The following is a 16,250-nucleotide window of genomic DNA, read 5'->3' on the forward strand; positions in this document are numbered from 1 at the left end:
TTCTATTCTAAGCTGAGGAGATCATGGAATCATGAGCGTAAACACACTGTTAGAAAATGTGAAAACACGGCATAAGGCCAGCGTCATTTTGCTTGCGGTTATCGTTTTTTTGCATGGCTTTTGGGGAACAAAAGCAGGCGCCGCGTCCATTTTTGATAGCTCTAAAGTGGATCAGTACATAGAGCAAGCGATGGAACGGTTGCATATTCCCGGAGCATCCATAGGAATCGTCAAAGGGGATAAGATCATGTACGTAAAAGGCTACGGGATCACAGGACCGAATCGGGAGCCGGTCACGCCCCAAACGCCTTTTGTACTCGGTTCTACGTCAAAATCAATCACCGCTTTGGCAACCATGCAGTTGGTGGATGAAGGTAAGATTAAACTGGATGCACCTGTACAACAATACTTGCCTTGGTTCCGCCTGGCAGATGAAATCGCCTCAGCCAAGATTACAGTCAAAGATTTGCTTCAGCAGACGAGTGGTATTTCCACCTATGAAGGCAAAGCAACTTTGGTGTCAGATGACATTCCCCTCGATGACTTTATTCGCAAGATGAAGGATGTTTCGCTTGCTAAACCGGTTGGAGCAGAGTATCAATATTCGAACTTGAACTATGCAATTTTGGGCGCAATTATTCAAACAATTGCGAATCAGCCCTTTGGTGATTATGTCAAGGAGCGCATATTTACACCGTTAAACATGAGAAACAGTACGGCTTATATCGAGGAAGCGAAAAGATACGGTTTGGCTACGGGTCATCAGCCTATATTTGGATTGGTCGTTCCTACCCAGATCATGAACCGAATAGCGGGGGTACCCGATGGTAGTCTGATATCGAGTGCTGAGGATATGTCCAACTATTTGATCGCTCAGATGAATGGTGGGCGTTTTGAAAATCGTATGCTGTTATCAGAAACAAGTGTACACAAAATGCATAAGCCTGCCGTTTTCACCGGTGACGAGACGTATTACGGCATGGGATGGGGTATAAAAGGAAATATCATCGAGCATAGTGGTGCAACGGAAAACTCCTCATCTTATCTCATGATTGATGGTGAGTATGGTGTCGTTTTACTATTTAACTCGATGGATTATATGGTGAGCTACGATCAAATTCCGTTGGAAATTAGTAAGGTGCTGCACGGTGGGAATCCCTCGGTAGATGAATTACCGAGCTTCAAAGCAACTTATCTGGTGATTGATGTGATTGCTTTTGTTGTAGTCGCTATGTATATAGTGTCACTCCGTAGATTGTTTCAATGGAAAGGCACTTACCACCAAATGACAAGGCTTCGAACTATAATTCAAAGTACCGCCCTTGTCTTGCTGAACATACTCGTTCCTTTCGTCATTTTACTAGGCCTTCCCGCATTTCTTGTTCCCTGGCCTGTAGCTCTGGAGTTTTTACCAGGCATAGCGCATTTTCTGCTTATCTTTCCGGTACTCTTACTAGCTGTTGGCATGATCAAGGGTGTACGTATGTTAAGCGTTGTTGTGAAAGACATTCGCACTAACCATCTGCAAAAACTGTTGTAACCCTTTGGACAGCCATCTTTCCTTGTGGTAGCAGGCATAAACATAGCGCTCTTGCGCAGGTGGCGGGAGAGGGGAAAAGGCGAGTATATGATTGTTCACTTCCTCGGTTACTGCTTGTCTGGACAGGAACGAAATGCTGTTTCCCATCATTAACGCCCGTTTGATCGACTCCAGGGAGTCCAGCTCCATACAGTAACGCAGCTGCATGTTGTGGGCAGCAGCCCACTTGGTTGTCATTTGGCTGGTGGTTGAATGGGTGCCGTGAAAAATGAAAGGCTCTTGTGCAATATCGAAAGCCTCAATGCGGCTCATGGCAGCAAATCGATGAGCAGCTGAATAAACAATGACGAGTTCATCTTCACTCATCGGTTGAATGTGAAGCCTTGGCTCATCAAACGGCTGGGAGGAAATAAATCCGAGATCAATCTGATGATCCAGAAGTAATTGCGAAATGACAGGAGCGGGCTTGATCATTAGCTTGACAGACATTCCCGGATATTCACGGCTGAATTGGCTGATCACCTGCGGCAGTATATACGTTCCCGGTACATAGCTCGCTCCGATCGTGATCGTTCCTCGCAGAGCTTCCCGGTACTCCCCAAGCACCCGCTCTGTTTCTTGCGACAGAGCGGTAATTTTGGACGCATAGTGCAGGAGGGCTTTGCCAGCCTCGGTCAATAAAATCACACCTCCGCGCTGCTCAAACAGGCGTACCCCGTAGTGTTCCTCCAGGCTTTTCATATGAAAGGTCACCGTAGGCTGTTTGATGCCCATCACTTCAGCGACAGAAGACACCTTCTTATATTTGGATAGGAGCATGACGATTTCCAGCTTCGTAATATTCATGGGCGCGCGCTCCTTATAAAGTATCTTCCTGATTCCCTCTGAACTTTTCGCCCCTATTATAGAGAAAATCTATGAGAACAAATAGATCATAATAGAAAATTTAATGATGATGAGACGAAAGGTTAACAATAGCAAAAAACTTCTAACGTACACTCATAGTAGATTCGTAGACAGGAAGGATTGCGGGAATGGATCTAATCGTAAAGCAACTAACCAAGTCCTTTGGAGCCATGCAAGCGCTCCAGCCACTTGATCTGCATATCCGATCAGGGGAATTTACAACATTGCTCGGTCCGTCTGGCTGCGGCAAGACTACGCTGCTACGAATGATTGCGGGTCTGGAAACGCCTGACAGCGGCGAAATCTGGCTCGACGACGAGTGCGTATTTTCCTCTGAGAAAGGGGTGTTCAAGCCCGTCCATAAACGTGGTCTGGGCATGGTGTTTCAAGACTTCGCGCTCTGGCCGCATTTGACTGTGTACGAGAATGTCGCCTTCGGATTGAAAGCGTCCAAGCAAACGGACGGGATGCGGGAGCGAGTGATGGACGCGATTGAGGCAGTGCGACTACAAGGCCTGGAGCAGCGCTATCCTAGTCAGCTCTCCGGTGGTCAGCAGCAGCGAGTCGCTTTCGCCAGAGCGATCGCAGTGGAGCCCAAGCTCATATTGTTTGACGAACCATTGAGCGCGTTGGATGCCCTTTTGCGAGATGAGATGCGGGCAGAGCTATTGCATCTGGTGCAATCGAGAGGACTTACAGCGATCTACGTTACTCATGATCAGCTGGAAGCGATGTCGATGTCAGACCTCATTTTGGTCATGCAGGCGGGCAAGGTGTTGCAAAAGGGAGCACCAGAGACGATCTACCATCGACCAGCAGAGCCATTCGTAGCGAAGTTTGTGGGGAAATCCAACTGGATTGAACCAGACGAGCTGATGATTCGCCCAGAAAGATTGCGCTGGACGGGACGCCCGGGAGATTTGAGCTGGTCGGCTGTGGTGAAGCGAGTAAGCTACTTGGGAGATCGGTACGAGATCACACTGGAGCTTGCGGATGGAGCCGTGTGGGTCGCTTATCATGATCAACGTTTGCAGCCAGGAGCCCATGTCCTTGTATATGCGTCATCCAATGACATTCATTCGATTCAACCACTAAAGGAGGAAGTAAACGTATGAAAGCTTCAAAAAAGATGGGGCGTGTAAGTAAGTCCGTACTCATGACCATGACGATGAGTCTCGCGTTGCTCGTAACGGCATGTGGAAGCAGTAGCACGGCTGGCAACACAGTAAGCAGCAATGCACCAAAGGAAGCGCAAACTACTACACAGACAGCACCTGCAGCGACTGCTACTACGGAAACGGCAAAACCGAAATCGGACAAGCTGACCGTTTATGTGGCTGGCCCGGGTAAGATGGCTGCCAAGATCAAGGAAGACTTCGAAGCCAAAACAGGTGTGAAGGTTGAGCAATTCGATGGCACCACGGGTAAAATCCTCGCCCGTCTGGAGGCAGAAAAAAGCAACCCGGTTGCCGACGTCGTGATTCTCGCGTCCTGGCCATCTGGACTTGCACTCAAGGAACAAGGACTGACCCAGAGCTACGAGGGCGCACAACAAGCTGACAAGCTCTACGACACATGGGTGGACAAGGATAAGCACTTGTTTGGCTACAGTGCATCTGCTCTTGGCATCACCTACAATACAAAGCTGGTAAGCAAACCGCCTGTCGAATGGGCAGATTTGGCTAAGCCAGAATGGAAGGGCGCGGTTAATATTCCAGACCCATCCTTGTCGGGTTCTGCACTTGATTTTATTTCCGGTTATTTGAATGAGCACGGAGATGGTGGTTGGACACTGTTCAAATCGTTGAAAGCGAACAACGTGGCGATGGTTGGTGCCAACAAAGAGGCGCTCGATCCTGTCATTACGGGTGCAAAAAGTGTTGTGATGGCTGGTGTCGATTACATGGCATACGAAGCGATGGCAAAGGGTGAGCATGTCAACATCATGTACCCAGCAAGCGGTACGGTAATCAATCCTCGTCCGGCTATGATCATGAAGGATGCGAAAAACCTGGAGAATGCAAAGCTGTTTATGGACTATTTGCTCTCAGACGAAGCACAGAAGGTAGTAGCAGACAACTACCTGCTGCCTGGTCGTACGGATATCGCAGCACATGAGAGCCGTAGCCAAGTGAAGGATATCAAGTTGCTGAAATATGACTGGAACTGGATGACGGAAAAAGGTCCAGCGATCACTTCTGAGTTTTTGGGAGTATTTAAATAAAACACGGGAGTCATTATGAAGCCTTCTACAAGAATAAACCTGTCGTGGGGTACGACGCTGGCACTCGTGCTGATGACACTGCTTGTCGTCGTGCCTCTTCTTTTTATTTTGATAGAGAGCGTCACACCGAATGATCAGTTGAATCTACTGGCACCGCTGCAGGTCATTCTTGATTCGGAATTAAATGTGGTGTTAACGAATTCCATCCTACTCGGCTTTTGGGTTGTGGCAGGTGCCTCTTTATTGGCGCTGCCCATGGCTTTTTTGACCGCGAAAACGAGCTTGTCCAGGCATAAATGGCTGGATGTCGTGCTGATTATTCCGTTTATGACACCGCCCTATATTGGTGCGATGGGCTGGATGCTGTTTATGCAGCGACGCGGTTTTTTGGAGCAGATGCTTCCGTCTACGGAAGAGCTGACGCCGTATTTTTTCTCCTTGTTCGGAATGGTTACGATTATGAGTCTGCATTTGTTCCCGTTTCTTTATTTAATTTTGCGCAACTCGCTGCGACGCATCGGGGCGGGTTATGAGGAAGCCGGTGCTGTGTACGGAGGCGGGTTTGTATACCGTTTCCGCAAAATATTCGTTCCGCTGCTGCTGGGCAGTTATGCGATGGGGGCTTTGCTCGTTTTTGTCAAAACGATTGCGGAGTTCGGCACACCTGCTACCTTTGGGCGCAAGATCGGCTATCACGTTTTAACCAGTGAAATCCACCGATTTACTGCCAGCTGGCCGATTGATTTTAGCAAAGCGACTGCACTTGCTTCCGTTTTATTGGCTACCTGCCTTGTTTTTTGGTATGTTCAAAATTTGATCTCGCGGCGTTACGACTATCAAACGTTAGGTGGCAAAGGCTCCAAGCTGAAAATCATTCAGCTGAAAGGGTGGGGACGCATTGCTGCCTGGGGCTACATCGTCTTTTTGCTTGGGACTTCGATTGGAATCCCGTATTTCTCGATTGTAGTTGCGTCCCTGCAAAAGCTTCGCGGTGACGGTCTTAGCTGGGGAAATTTTACGCTTGAGCATTATGGAAAGCTGCTTACGTGGGGATCACCTGGCATGGAGGCACTGCTAAACAGTCTTGGGCTCGCACTGATTACTGCCACGGTCGCGGTTGTGATCGGAACGTTTTTGGCAATGCAGATCAAGCGCGCGAATCGGGGGATTGAAAAGATTACCGATGTGTTCAGTCTTTTGCCTAATACCGTTCCGGGGATTGTAACGGTGGTCGGGCTGATTTTATTATGGAACGCCCCGTGGATGCCGATCAAAATCTACAATACGTACGGGATGGTCGTGCTCACGTATGTGGTGCTTTTCTTGCCGTATACCGTGCAATACGTAAAATCAGGCTATCAACAAATCGATGCTTCCTTAACCAATGCGGGACGTGTATTTGGCGGGACCTCATGGTATACGTTTCGTAGAGTCGTACTGCCGCTGCTTGTGCCGAGTATGCTGGCAGGCTGGATGATGACGTTTACGATCTCGATTCGCGAATTGGTCGCATCCCTACTCATTTTACCGCCGTCGATGAAGGTTTCGGCTACGTATATTTATGCGCAATTCGAGCAAGGCGAGGTTTCACTCGGGATGGCGATGGCTGTCATTTCCGTTGGACTAACGACGATTGTACTGGCTGTGATGAACTATCGAGGCGCTGACAGGACGTGATGTAATGTTTCAGGTTGAGGTTTGGGGCGGTGCAGGTGAGCATGGCCGCTCATGTTATTACGTCCAGTCTGGACAGCGAGCTGTACTGCTGGATTGTGGTGTGAAAAAGGGACAAGAAGAGATGTATCCCCTGCTGGATGCTGCCAAGGCTCGGGAGCTGAGCTGCGTTTTTTTGTCCCATGCGCATGAAGATCACTCCATGGCGATACCTATGCTGTATCGTCATGGGTATACAGGGGTAGTTTGGACGACGCGCTCCACTGCACAGCAGCTCGACAATTATTTTGCTAGCTGGCAAAGATATGTGCAGGACGCCGGGTACGAACTGCCTTATACAAAGAAACATATTGAGCAGGTGCGTTACCGATTTGTAGAGGACATGGCTGCACCCGGACAATGGTTTACAGTTGAGCCAGGGCTTCAGGCGTGCTGGGGTCCCAGCGGACATTTGGCTGGTTCGATCTGGCTTTTGATCAAGAATGAGGGCAGAACACTTTTTTACTCAGGTGATTACAGTCCGGACTCCAAGCTGCTTATTGCGGATTTGCCCAGTCCAGAGTATGTGCACGACCTTCAATTCGCGATCATGGATGCAGCCTACGCCGATGATGAAACAGGGCAGGAGCAGCTGATAAAAGAATTCGTTTCCACCTGTGAGCGAGTGCTGGAGCGGGGTGGACATGTATGGCTGCCTGTGCCGCGGTTTGGCAGGGGACATGAATTGATTGAAATACTCGCCGAGGCGTTTCCCGATACACAAATCATCTGTGATGAACGACTGGAGCAAGGATTCCAGGCCTTGTTTGGAGAGGAGCTTTGGCTAAAGGCAGAGAAGGTAGGGCCATACAAAGAGATGTGGAGCAGCCGTGTCCAGGTGCTGAGCCAGGAACAAAACAGGCAAAAAAGTATTCGTTCAGGCACGACGATCTTCCTGACTGCAGACCCGATGCTGCAATCGAAAGAATCGGCCAATTTGCTGGAAGCTTTTCAGAGCAACTCGGAAAATGCGATCATTTTGACGGGCCACGTCTATCCAGGGACTTGCGCTGCTCGCTTGTTAGCCGAGGAGGAGCCGTGTGTGCAAGTAACCCGCCACCGGTACAAAATCCATCAAGGACTCCCGGAAGTAGCAAGGATGCTCAATCAGCTAAAGCCAAAGACGACGCTGCTTGTACATTCCCCAAAAGAGAAGACAGATCGACTTCAAGCAAAGCTCGTTGCTCAAGGCTACAAAAATATTCTTTCCTGCACGCCAGGTGATCGGATTATGATTGACTAAAAAAGCTGCCAGTGGTAGCCCAAGACACTATTTTTGCGTCTGTGGCTGCCACTGCTTTCTTTTTATATGGCATCATTCATCGGGTGTGGAAAAATGAGACAGGACAGCTATCTAAGGCAAGTGGGTTTTGCTATACTCTATATTGATAATGATAACCGTTATCAAATAAAGGGAGGGTGAATCGTTTCGATGAAAAAAGAGGCGAATGGATCAGTAAATAGAGAAACCCACCGTGAACGACGAGTGCCAAAAGATAGCAACACTGCCTACATACAAACACTGGACGATTCAGACGATTCTTCCGTCAAGCGAGCGTTTATAGGTGAGATAGATGCTCCTGGAGATCGTGGATCGATTGAGATTGATACATGCACAATGAAGCTGTGGGATGCGGAGCTAATCAGCGGGAGTACCAGTTTTCGGGCCGGGAAGCAGCTGACGGTTACGTATGCACTGATTGTGATGCTTGGTGGGGAAGGAACATTGGAGCGCGACGGTCGGTCTTGCCGGATGCGCCCTGATACGGTATACGTGTGTCCCCCGAATACAACCTTTGGAATGACAACAGCGAATGGAGATGAGTTCGCTGTTGTCATTTTGCGAATCGGCTTGTTTGGCGAATCGACGCGCAGCAAACGAAAGCTGCAGGCGATAACGGCGGTGAAATGGCTGCCTGCTGGATCGGAAATCGTGGTAGAGCCTTCCGGGAAGCTGGCCAATTTATGCCGTTCTATCATCGAACATGGAGCGAGCCACGACCCGCTGCAAAGATGGCGGGCACAGCTCGGAGCACAGGAGCTCCTGTACGAAACGCTGGCGGCTGCCAAAGAGGAGCCGCGGGCGAATACAGGATGTGCGCTTGCGCGTGCGAAGGCTTACATAGAGCAGTATTACAGCCAGGAGCTGACGATTGAACAGCTGGCAGGAATTGCCGAGGTCAGCCCCAAATATTTTGTCGACCTTTTCAAAAAAACATATGGAATCAGTGCCCTTGACCATCTTACAGAAATTCGGATGGCGAATGCCAAAAGGCTGATGCTTCGCTCCAAGCGCAAGCTGAAGGATATTGCCCATGAGGTCGGCTATGATGACGAGTTTTATTTTAGCCGTAAATTCAAGAAAGTGAACGGTTTGTCTCCCACTCAGTTCTTGAGAAGACGCGAGCGGAAAATCGCAGCGTACGGCTCTGCGTCCGTAATCGGTTTTTTGCTGCCCCTGCAACTCATTCCGCACGCTGCACCGCTGCATCCAAAGTGGGCAGGCTATTATTTTGATCGGTATGGTATAGACATTCCTTATCATCTGGATGCGTATCGGCACAACCTGCATAAGCGTTCCAATCTTGAGCTTCTTGCAGAGGCAAGACCCGACCTAATCATTTGCCCGCCTGGACTGGAAGCATGGGAAAAGGAGCGTCTCGCAGCAATTGCAGAAACGTTTGAGCTTCCATCTGAAGAGGAGGCTGGCTGGAAAAAGGCTCTGCGATCTCTGGCAGACAAGCTCGGAGAGGAAACAGAGGCGAAAAGCTGGATCGATGCCTATGAGCGCAGAAGCACTCTTGCCCGGGAAGTGGTTGCTGGCGCATTGGGTGAGGAGGCTGTACTTCCCGTACGGTTTCTGAAGAACCGTTTATACGCTTCCTGCAATCAAGGCATTTCTGATGTCGTGTATGGCGACCTTGGATTACGAAGACCAGATGGAGTCCCTTCTTCCGGTGTTTTCAACCGACCGCTCACGCTGGAACAGTTGGACTCTTATGGTTCTGTCCGGGTGCTCCTGCTCGTTTGCCGCGAGACAGAAACGCTGGAGGGCTGGAAGCAGCTGCGTCAATCCCCTGAATGGCTCGCGCTGCAAGCAGTTCAGGAGGGGAAGCTGACGTTGATTGAATCGGACCCGTGGCGAGAATATTCGCCGGTAGCTATGGATCGAATTCTCAGCGATGCCGTTCGACTGTTTTCAGGAAATCGTCCATGACCATTCTGGATTTTGTCCATGGTGGAATACCTCGTCTTCCTCTATAATCCATAATGATAATCATTATCAATTGATTTGAATGGATTATTAAAAGGGGGAGCACATAAACAGATGAAAAAACTAGCGCTACGATTAGGGGTTATGGCAGCATTGATGGTTGCACTCACAGCGTGCGGAGGAAAGAGTGAAGGAAACACTACGAGCGCTCCGGCTACACCATCGACTCCAGCAGCGGGCACCAAGATCGTCAAGTATTTAGATAAAGAATATGCGCTGCCTGCATCAACAGAGCGAATCGTCATTACGGGTGCGGTGGAAGCAATGGAAGACTCTATCGTGCTGGACGTGAATCCAGTCGGTGCGATTTCATTCTCTGGTGGGTTCCCGCCGATGTTTTCTTCCATCACGAAAAACGCGGAGTCAATCGGGGAAAAAACCGAGCCGAATTTTGAGAAGATCCTGTCCCTAAAACCAGACGTTATTCTCGGTTCGTCAAAGTTTAAGCCAGAAGTCGTGGAGCAGCTCAATAAGATTGCGCCAACCATTCCATACTCGCATGTCTCGTCTAACTGGGAAGCAAACCTGACGCTGCTCGGGGAGCTGAGTGGCAAGCAAGATAAAGCTGACCAAGCAATCAAGCAGTACAAGGACGATCTGACCAAGGTAAAAAGCGAGCTAGGTGAAAAGCTGAACGGAAAGAAAGTTGTTACCTTGCGCATTCGTCAAGGGAAAATCAATATTTACCCAGAAGCCGTATTTTTCAATCCCATTCTCTACAGTGATCTTGGCTTGACTGTTCCTGCTGAAATTAAGGCTGCCAAGGCTCAGGAAGAGCTGTCGATCGAGAAATTTGCAGAGATCAATCCGGATATCATGTTCGTGCAATTCTCCCCGGATGAAAACAAGGACACACCAAACGCTTTGGAGAGCATCCAGAATAATCCGATCTTCAAGAATGTAAGCGCAGTTAAGAACGGCCGGGCATTTGTAAACATCGTTGATCCGCTCGCCCAAGGCGGTACGGCATACAGCAAAATCGAATTCTTGAAGGCTCTCGTGAGCAACCTCAAGTAAGTAGAATCCAGTGAGGCGTGTTGTATAATGCGATTGAAACATTCATTGCCTACTGCCATCCTTCTAGTAGCCCCGGTAGTGGCTGTACTGCTGATTACGCTATCCGTACTTTATGGGGCGAAAAATATTAGCGCGGAAACCGTCTGGGACGCCATCATCCGTTTCGACGATGCCAATGTCGATCATCAAATCATCATGACCTCGCGTTTGCCGCGGGTGATCGGCGCGATGTTAATTGGCATGTTCCTCGCCGTATCGGGAGCACTCATGCAGGGGATGACGAGAAACTATCTCGCATCCCCTTCGATCATGGGCGTGTCTGATGGATCGGTATTTGCCGTGACGATGTGCATGGTATTTTTGCCAAGCACGCAATCAGTCAGTCTCATCGCGATTTCCCTGATTGGTTCTGCTCTCGGCGCTGTACTCGTGTTTGGCATAGCGCGATTCATCCCGAACGGATTGTCTCCCGTCAAGCTCGCGATCCTGGGTACGATCATCGGTTTGTTTCTGAATGGTTGTGCGGATGCTATCGCAACGTATTATCAAATCTCACAAAACCTGAGCTTCTGGTATAATGCGCGGTTGAATCAGATGGACCCGGAATTAATCAAGCTGTCGATTCCATTTGCGATCGTTGGTCTGGTGCTCGCGATGGCACTATCCAAATCAATCACGGTGCTATCGCTAGGCGACGAAATTTCAGCAGGACTGGGGCAGCGGACGGCTCTTGTAAAAGGGCTGACGATGCTGGCTGTCGTTATTTTAACGGGAATCTCCGTTGCGCTTGCTGGAAAGATCGCTTTTGTCGGTTTGATCGTACCGCATATTGCCAGATTCCTCGTAGGGGTCGACTATCGCTGGATCGTGCCCGTATCCGGTGTGCTGGGTGGGCTGTTTTTGGCATTTTGCGATATTCTCTCGCGCTTCGTAAACTACCCGTTTGAAACACCGATTGGAGTCGTTACGGCGTTATTCGGTGTTCCGTTTTTCCTCTATTTGATTCGGACGAGAGGAGGCGGGAAGAATGGGTAAATCCTCATTGAAACGCTTGTGGACGGTGCTTGGCATCGGGCTGGCGATTATTTTCATCCTCGTGTATTTGAGCGTGACGAACGGTACTTTTGATATGACGGTTCTCGAGGTTGTCAAAACGCTGCTGCGCATTGATCCGGTTCCTGATCATGACCTCGTCGTTTTCGATTTCCGTTTGCCGCGTATCGTTTTGGGCGCGCTGGTCGGATTTGGGCTTGGTATCGCAGGCGCAGTCATCCAGGGGGTTACTCGTAACGGGCTTGCTGATCCAGCCATTCTCGGCATCAATGCGGGTGCGGGATTATCCGTGGTTCTGTTCATGCTGCTTTTTCAAGGAAAAATGAATACGACAGGCTGGTTCGCTGTGATGACGATGCCGATGTTTGGGCTTGTTGGTGGTCTTTTAGCGACTGCATTGATTTATCTATTTGCGAAGCAGCATGGGCGGTTGGACCCGCAGCGTCTGATCCTCGTCGGGATCGCAATTTCTTCCGGATTTGGGGCTTTAACGATTTACGTTTCCTTGAAGATGAATCCGCAGGACTTCGAGATGGCGGTCGTATGGCTGGCGGGTAGCATATACAGCGCGAACTGGAAATTTGTCGTGACAATGCTTCCCTGGATTATCGTGCTGGCGCCTATTCTTTGCTGGAGAGCACCGATTCTCGATTTATTTCAGCTGGAGGAAGATAGTACGAAGAGTCTTGGGGTAGAGGTGGAGCGCGAAAAGAAAGCATTGCTAGTTGGCAGTATCGGGCTGGTTGCGGCAAGCGTTGCCGTGTCTGGAAGCATAGGGTTTGTCGGGTTAATCGCTCCACACATGGCAAGAAGGCTGGTCGGTTTGAAGCATCGGCATATTTTGCCGGTCAGCGGCGTAATTGGCACCGCAATGGTTGTAGCGGGGGATCTGATCGGAAAAACGATCTTTGCACCTGCACAATTAGCGGCTGGGATCGTCATCTCAATCATCGGAGTACCTTACTTTATTTACTTACTGATGCGGTCAAGAACCTAGGAAGCGTAAAAGGGAGAGAGAGTATATGAACCGTTATCAAGCCATGGAGCTTGCCGGCTGGAACCTGATCGTCTATTTACCACCCTCCTATCATGAATCGGATGTTCGGTTCCCTGTTGTCTATGTGCAGGACGGGGGAGAGCAGTTCGACCATAACATTAACCAGATTGAGATGCTGTTCCGTGAAGGGCTGCTTACAGAGCTGATTCTTGTCGGCATCGAGCCGCATAACCGAAATGATGAATATACCCCGTGGCCAGCTGCACCGCTGATAGAGGGCAACTTGCCATTTGGCGGCAAGGGAAGAATCTATGTAGATTGTGTAGCAGACGTCATTAAACCTCATATTGATGCCACCTATCGCACGAAGGCAGACAGGGAGCATACAGCGATTCTCGGAGGGTCTTTTGGTGGCTTGGTTTCCATGTTTGCTTCATACTGGCGCCCTGACACGTTTGGCAAAATCGGCATGCTCTCCGCTTCTTTTTGGTACGAAGGAGTCCTGGATTTCCTGCGAGGGCAGTCTGCTCCGTCCAAGGATCAGTGGCTGTATATGTCGGTAGGTAGCTGCGAAGGCATTTATAAGCGCAATGCCCAGAAAAAGATGGTCCGCAATACGCTAGAGGTGCGTGATTTGTGGCTGGACAAAGGCTTTCCGGCAGAACAGTTCTGCTTCGAGGTGCTGGATGGGGGGACGCATGACGCTGTATTTATGGCAGAGCGGTTCCCGAATGCTCTGAAATGGCTTTTCGAGGGAGAGAAGCTGAAAGCAAAAGACATAGAAAAACCAATTCAGCCCTCCATTCCGGGAACACATTATTTCGATATGACCTCTTCACATTCGGGCCGAAACTACCGTCTATTCGTCTATGTGCCATCGACACCAGCTCCGTCAGCGGGATATCCGATTATTTATTCGTTAGACGGCAACGCATCATTCCATTCTCTTGCAGAAGCGATGCGGCTGCAGTCGCGTCATCCTCTGGGAATTGAGCCGGCAGTCATCGTTGGCATTGGGTATGAATCGGATGAACCGATTGTGAGTGAGCAACGATTCTATGATTATACTGAGCTGGCGGACCCTTCTGTCATGCGTCAACGGCCAGATGGCTCGCCGTGGCCTGCGACTGGTGGTGCCGAGGAGTTTCTTACCTTTATCGAAGAGGAACTAAAGCCAGAAATCGAGAGCAAGTACGCCATTGACCGGAGTAGACAGGCATTGTTTGGGCATTCACTGGGCGGATGGTTTGCCCTGCACGTACTTTTTACACGACCGGAAGCTTTTCGCAGCTATATTGCCGGAAGCCCTTCTGTCTGGTGGAATGACAAAAGCGTGCTTGCCCGCTTGCCCGAGCTGGAAAATCGCCTGCAACGAGACCAAATCGATGCACAATTAATGATCGCGGTTGGTTCCGAGGAAAAGCAAATGATGGTTGAAAACGCACAGCAGGTGTACACGATGCTGCAGTCTTACGATGGACACGGTCTGCGTCTCGCATTTGAGCTGTTTGAGGGAGAAGGGCATGTGTCAGTGGTTCACCCGTTGATCAGTCGCTTGCTCCGGTTTATTTTGCAGCGGAAACAATAATAACTAATAGATGGTATTGCGAAAAGCGAACCTTCCACTGTGCAATTTTACAAGGGAGGGTTCGTTTTTTTTAGAGAATGGCAAGGGACAAACAGGAAGAGCGCTGAGGCGTAAAATTGTAAAAGTAATCTAATATGATAAAATTATCAATATCGGATGGAGGTATAAAAAACATGTCTAAATTGCCTAACTGCCCAGCATGTCAGTCGGAGTATACGTACGAGCAAGAGAGCATGCTGGTTTGCCCGGAATGTGGCCACGAGTGGAGTTTACAAGCTGATACCGAAGCGAGCAGTAATCAAAAGCTCGTGAAGGATGCCAACGGAAACATTCTGAACGACGGTGACACCGTATCGGTAATCAAGGATTTGAAAGTAAAAGGAACCTCGTCAGTCGTAAAAATCGGAACGAAAGTAAAAAATATTCGTTTGGTTGACGGTGACCATGACATAGACTGTAAAATCGATGGCTTTGGAGCAATGAAATTAAAATCAGAGTTTGTGAAAAAGATATAAACCTAAAGCGAATTCGGAGCTTTGCATGACGCGGCGACTGCTCCACAGAGTTATTGGCGCAAAAAAGAGCCACTCCTATTATTTGGAGTGGCTTTTTTGCGTATAGGATCATAGTCTCTCGAACAAACAGCGTAAGTACTACTGGAATAGATGCTTTTGAAGGACATCGAGTGCGCGTTTCATATCCTCGACATCTTCAGGGGAAGCCTTCTCGATCCGATTGTAAAACCTGGCCTGAATGCCTGCAAATGCTTTATCCATCATAAGCTGCCCTTCTTTGGAGAGGCGGATGTAATGCTTTCGCCGATCTTCGCGGTCTTCTACTTTTTCGATGAGGTGCTTCTCGGCTAGTTTTCTTAGCTCACGGCTCGTATTGGGCATGGAAATATACAGACAGTCGCTGAGCTGACTAGGAGTGACAGGCTGACTGACTGCCAGAAGTTCAAGGATACTGTACTGCATCGGAGTAATCGAGTCTGGCCTCGCATCTTTGGTTAACTCATGCGTAACACGATGCAGGGAAGCAGTGAATGCGACAAATTTATAAAAAACATCGTTATGGTCCACATTGAACACCTCTTACAGACAAGATAGCAAATAAATTATCAAATAACAATTATCATTTGATAAATAAAAGCAAAGGTGTTATGATTTACTTATCAAATGATAAATAAAGAGGTGCGCATAGTGAAGCTGTTGGTTATTTACACTCATCCGAATCATAAAAGTTTGAGCTATTCCTTTTTGGAAAAGGTCATCAAGGGAAGCAAAGAAAATCCTGCCATCGAGGAAGTACAAGTATTAGATTTGTACGAAGAAGAATTTAATCCTTTGCTCGTATTTAATGAAGAAAAACGCAGGAGAGATATGCACCGCGATCCCAATCTGGAGAAATATCGAAATCAAATCATGTGGGCGGATAAGCTTGTGTTTGTGTACCCGATTTGGTGGGGAAGGCCACCTGCGATGCTCATGGGGTATATCGATCAAATGTTTGCAGCCAATTTTGCTTACAGGGACAATGGCGGACTGCTGCCAGAGGGGCTTCTAAAGGGAAAATCTGTCGTATGCATTTCGTCGATGATGGGGCCAACGCATTATCCTTTGTTTTTCTTGAATAACGCGCACAAAATACTCATGAAAAAAGCAGTATTTCAATACGTAGGCATGAAAAAAGTGAAGTTTTTCGAGTTTGGAAATATGGAGCATCCAAAAGGAAAGCAAGCGGAAAAGCTGGAGAAGATCTATCGCTATTTCCAAAAAATCGCCAGTTAAATTCGCACGTGAAACCAGTCGACGAGCCTGTCCGGCTGGTTTTTTTGTGTTTCATGGTTTGAATCATAGAATTTTTCGAAGACCCCCATAAATCCGTTCTATTTTACTGTACCTAAGAAATCGTAGTAGTTTGAATATAGCGCAAAGA

The 16,250-nt window shown here is 48.7% G+C and carries 14 protein-coding genes; 12 read left to right on the top strand and 2 right to left on the bottom strand.

Annotated elements, in window-relative coordinates; translation table 11 throughout:
• Positions 1–31: 31 nt before the first annotated feature.
• On the top strand, positions 32–1,540 hold the full coding sequence (locus tag SB752_RS21570; protein ID WP_410717600.1) for a serine hydrolase domain-containing protein: 1,509 nt from the start codon (positions 32–34) through the stop codon (positions 1,538–1,540).
• Here SB752_RS21570 and SB752_RS21575 read toward each other — a convergent pair.
• The gene (locus SB752_RS21575; RefSeq protein WP_410717601.1) at positions 1,487–2,386 is read right to left on the bottom strand and encodes a LysR substrate-binding domain-containing protein; all 900 of its coding nucleotides are present in this window, start codon (positions 2,384–2,386) and stop codon (positions 1,487–1,489) included. The two genes, SB752_RS21570 and SB752_RS21575, sit on opposite strands and share 54 nt — an antisense overlap.
• A gap of 188 nt (positions 2,387–2,574) precedes the next feature.
• Here SB752_RS21575 and SB752_RS21580 point away from each other — a divergent pair, with 188 nt between their 5' ends.
• The 10 genes from SB752_RS21580 to SB752_RS21625 all read left to right on the top strand — a co-directional run bounded on the left by SB752_RS21580 (position 2,575) and on the right by SB752_RS21625 (position 14,827).
• Positions 2,575–3,561 (top strand): ABC transporter ATP-binding protein, encoded by a 987-nt coding sequence (locus SB752_RS21580; RefSeq protein ID WP_410717602.1) that lies wholly within the window; start codon positions 2,575–2,577, stop codon positions 3,559–3,561.
• A complete protein-coding gene (locus SB752_RS21585) occupies positions 3,558–4,670 on the top strand; it encodes an ABC transporter substrate-binding protein (RefSeq protein ID WP_410717603.1) in 1,113 nt (370 codons plus the stop codon). Before SB752_RS21580 ends, SB752_RS21585 begins: the two co-directional genes overlap by 4 nt.
• Positions 4,671–4,685: 15 nt before the next feature.
• Positions 4,686–6,347 carry an ABC transporter permease gene (locus tag SB752_RS21590; RefSeq protein ID WP_410717604.1) on the top strand — a complete coding sequence of 554 codons (1,662 nt, stop codon included), beginning with the start codon at positions 4,686–4,688 and terminating at the stop codon, positions 6,345–6,347.
• Positions 6,348–6,351: 4 nt separating this feature from the next.
• Complete coding sequence (locus tag SB752_RS21595) at positions 6,352–7,626, top strand: MBL fold metallo-hydrolase (RefSeq protein WP_410717605.1); 1,275 nt, start codon at positions 6,352–6,354, stop codon at positions 7,624–7,626.
• A 189-nt stretch (positions 7,627–7,815) separates the two neighbouring features.
• Complete coding sequence (locus SB752_RS21600; RefSeq protein ID WP_410717606.1) at positions 7,816–9,600, top strand: ABC transporter substrate-binding protein; 1,785 nt, start codon at positions 7,816–7,818, stop codon at positions 9,598–9,600.
• Between the two features lie 111 nt (positions 9,601–9,711).
• The gene (locus SB752_RS21605; RefSeq protein WP_410717607.1) at positions 9,712–10,674 is read left to right on the top strand and encodes an ABC transporter substrate-binding protein; all 963 of its coding nucleotides are present in this window, start codon (positions 9,712–9,714) and stop codon (positions 10,672–10,674) included.
• 27 nt (positions 10,675–10,701) lie between these two features.
• On the top strand, positions 10,702–11,709 hold the full coding sequence (locus SB752_RS21610; RefSeq protein ID WP_410717608.1) for a FecCD family ABC transporter permease: 1,008 nt from the start codon (positions 10,702–10,704) through the stop codon (positions 11,707–11,709).
• The gene (locus tag SB752_RS21615) at positions 11,702–12,724 is read left to right on the top strand and encodes a FecCD family ABC transporter permease (protein ID WP_410717609.1); all 1,023 of its coding nucleotides are present in this window, start codon (positions 11,702–11,704) and stop codon (positions 12,722–12,724) included. Before SB752_RS21610 ends, SB752_RS21615 begins: the two co-directional genes overlap by 8 nt.
• A gap of 25 nt (positions 12,725–12,749) precedes the next feature.
• Positions 12,750–14,312 (top strand): alpha/beta hydrolase, encoded by a 1,563-nt coding sequence (locus SB752_RS21620; RefSeq protein ID WP_410717610.1) that lies wholly within the window; start codon positions 12,750–12,752, stop codon positions 14,310–14,312.
• A gap of 173 nt (positions 14,313–14,485) precedes the next feature.
• Complete coding sequence (locus SB752_RS21625; RefSeq protein ID WP_410717611.1) at positions 14,486–14,827, top strand: zinc ribbon domain-containing protein YjdM; 342 nt, start codon at positions 14,486–14,488, stop codon at positions 14,825–14,827.
• A gap of 138 nt (positions 14,828–14,965) precedes the next feature.
• On the opposite strand, the gene SB752_RS21630 is transcribed toward SB752_RS21625, so the two are convergent.
• A complete protein-coding gene (locus SB752_RS21630; RefSeq protein ID WP_410717612.1) occupies positions 14,966–15,394 on the bottom strand; it encodes a MarR family winged helix-turn-helix transcriptional regulator in 429 nt (142 codons plus the stop codon).
• A 120-nt stretch (positions 15,395–15,514) separates the two neighbouring features.
• Between SB752_RS21630 and SB752_RS21635 the strand changes: the two genes are divergently transcribed.
• Positions 15,515–16,102, top strand: coding sequence for an NAD(P)H-dependent oxidoreductase (locus tag SB752_RS21635; RefSeq protein WP_410717613.1), 588 nt, complete (start codon positions 15,515–15,517; stop codon positions 16,100–16,102).
• The last annotated feature ends 148 nt before the right edge of the window (positions 16,103–16,250 follow it).

It is taken from the genome of Brevibacillus sp. SIMBA_040 (assembly GCF_046535075.1).
Classification (GTDB): domain Bacteria; phylum Bacillota; class Bacilli; order Brevibacillales; family Brevibacillaceae; genus Brevibacillus.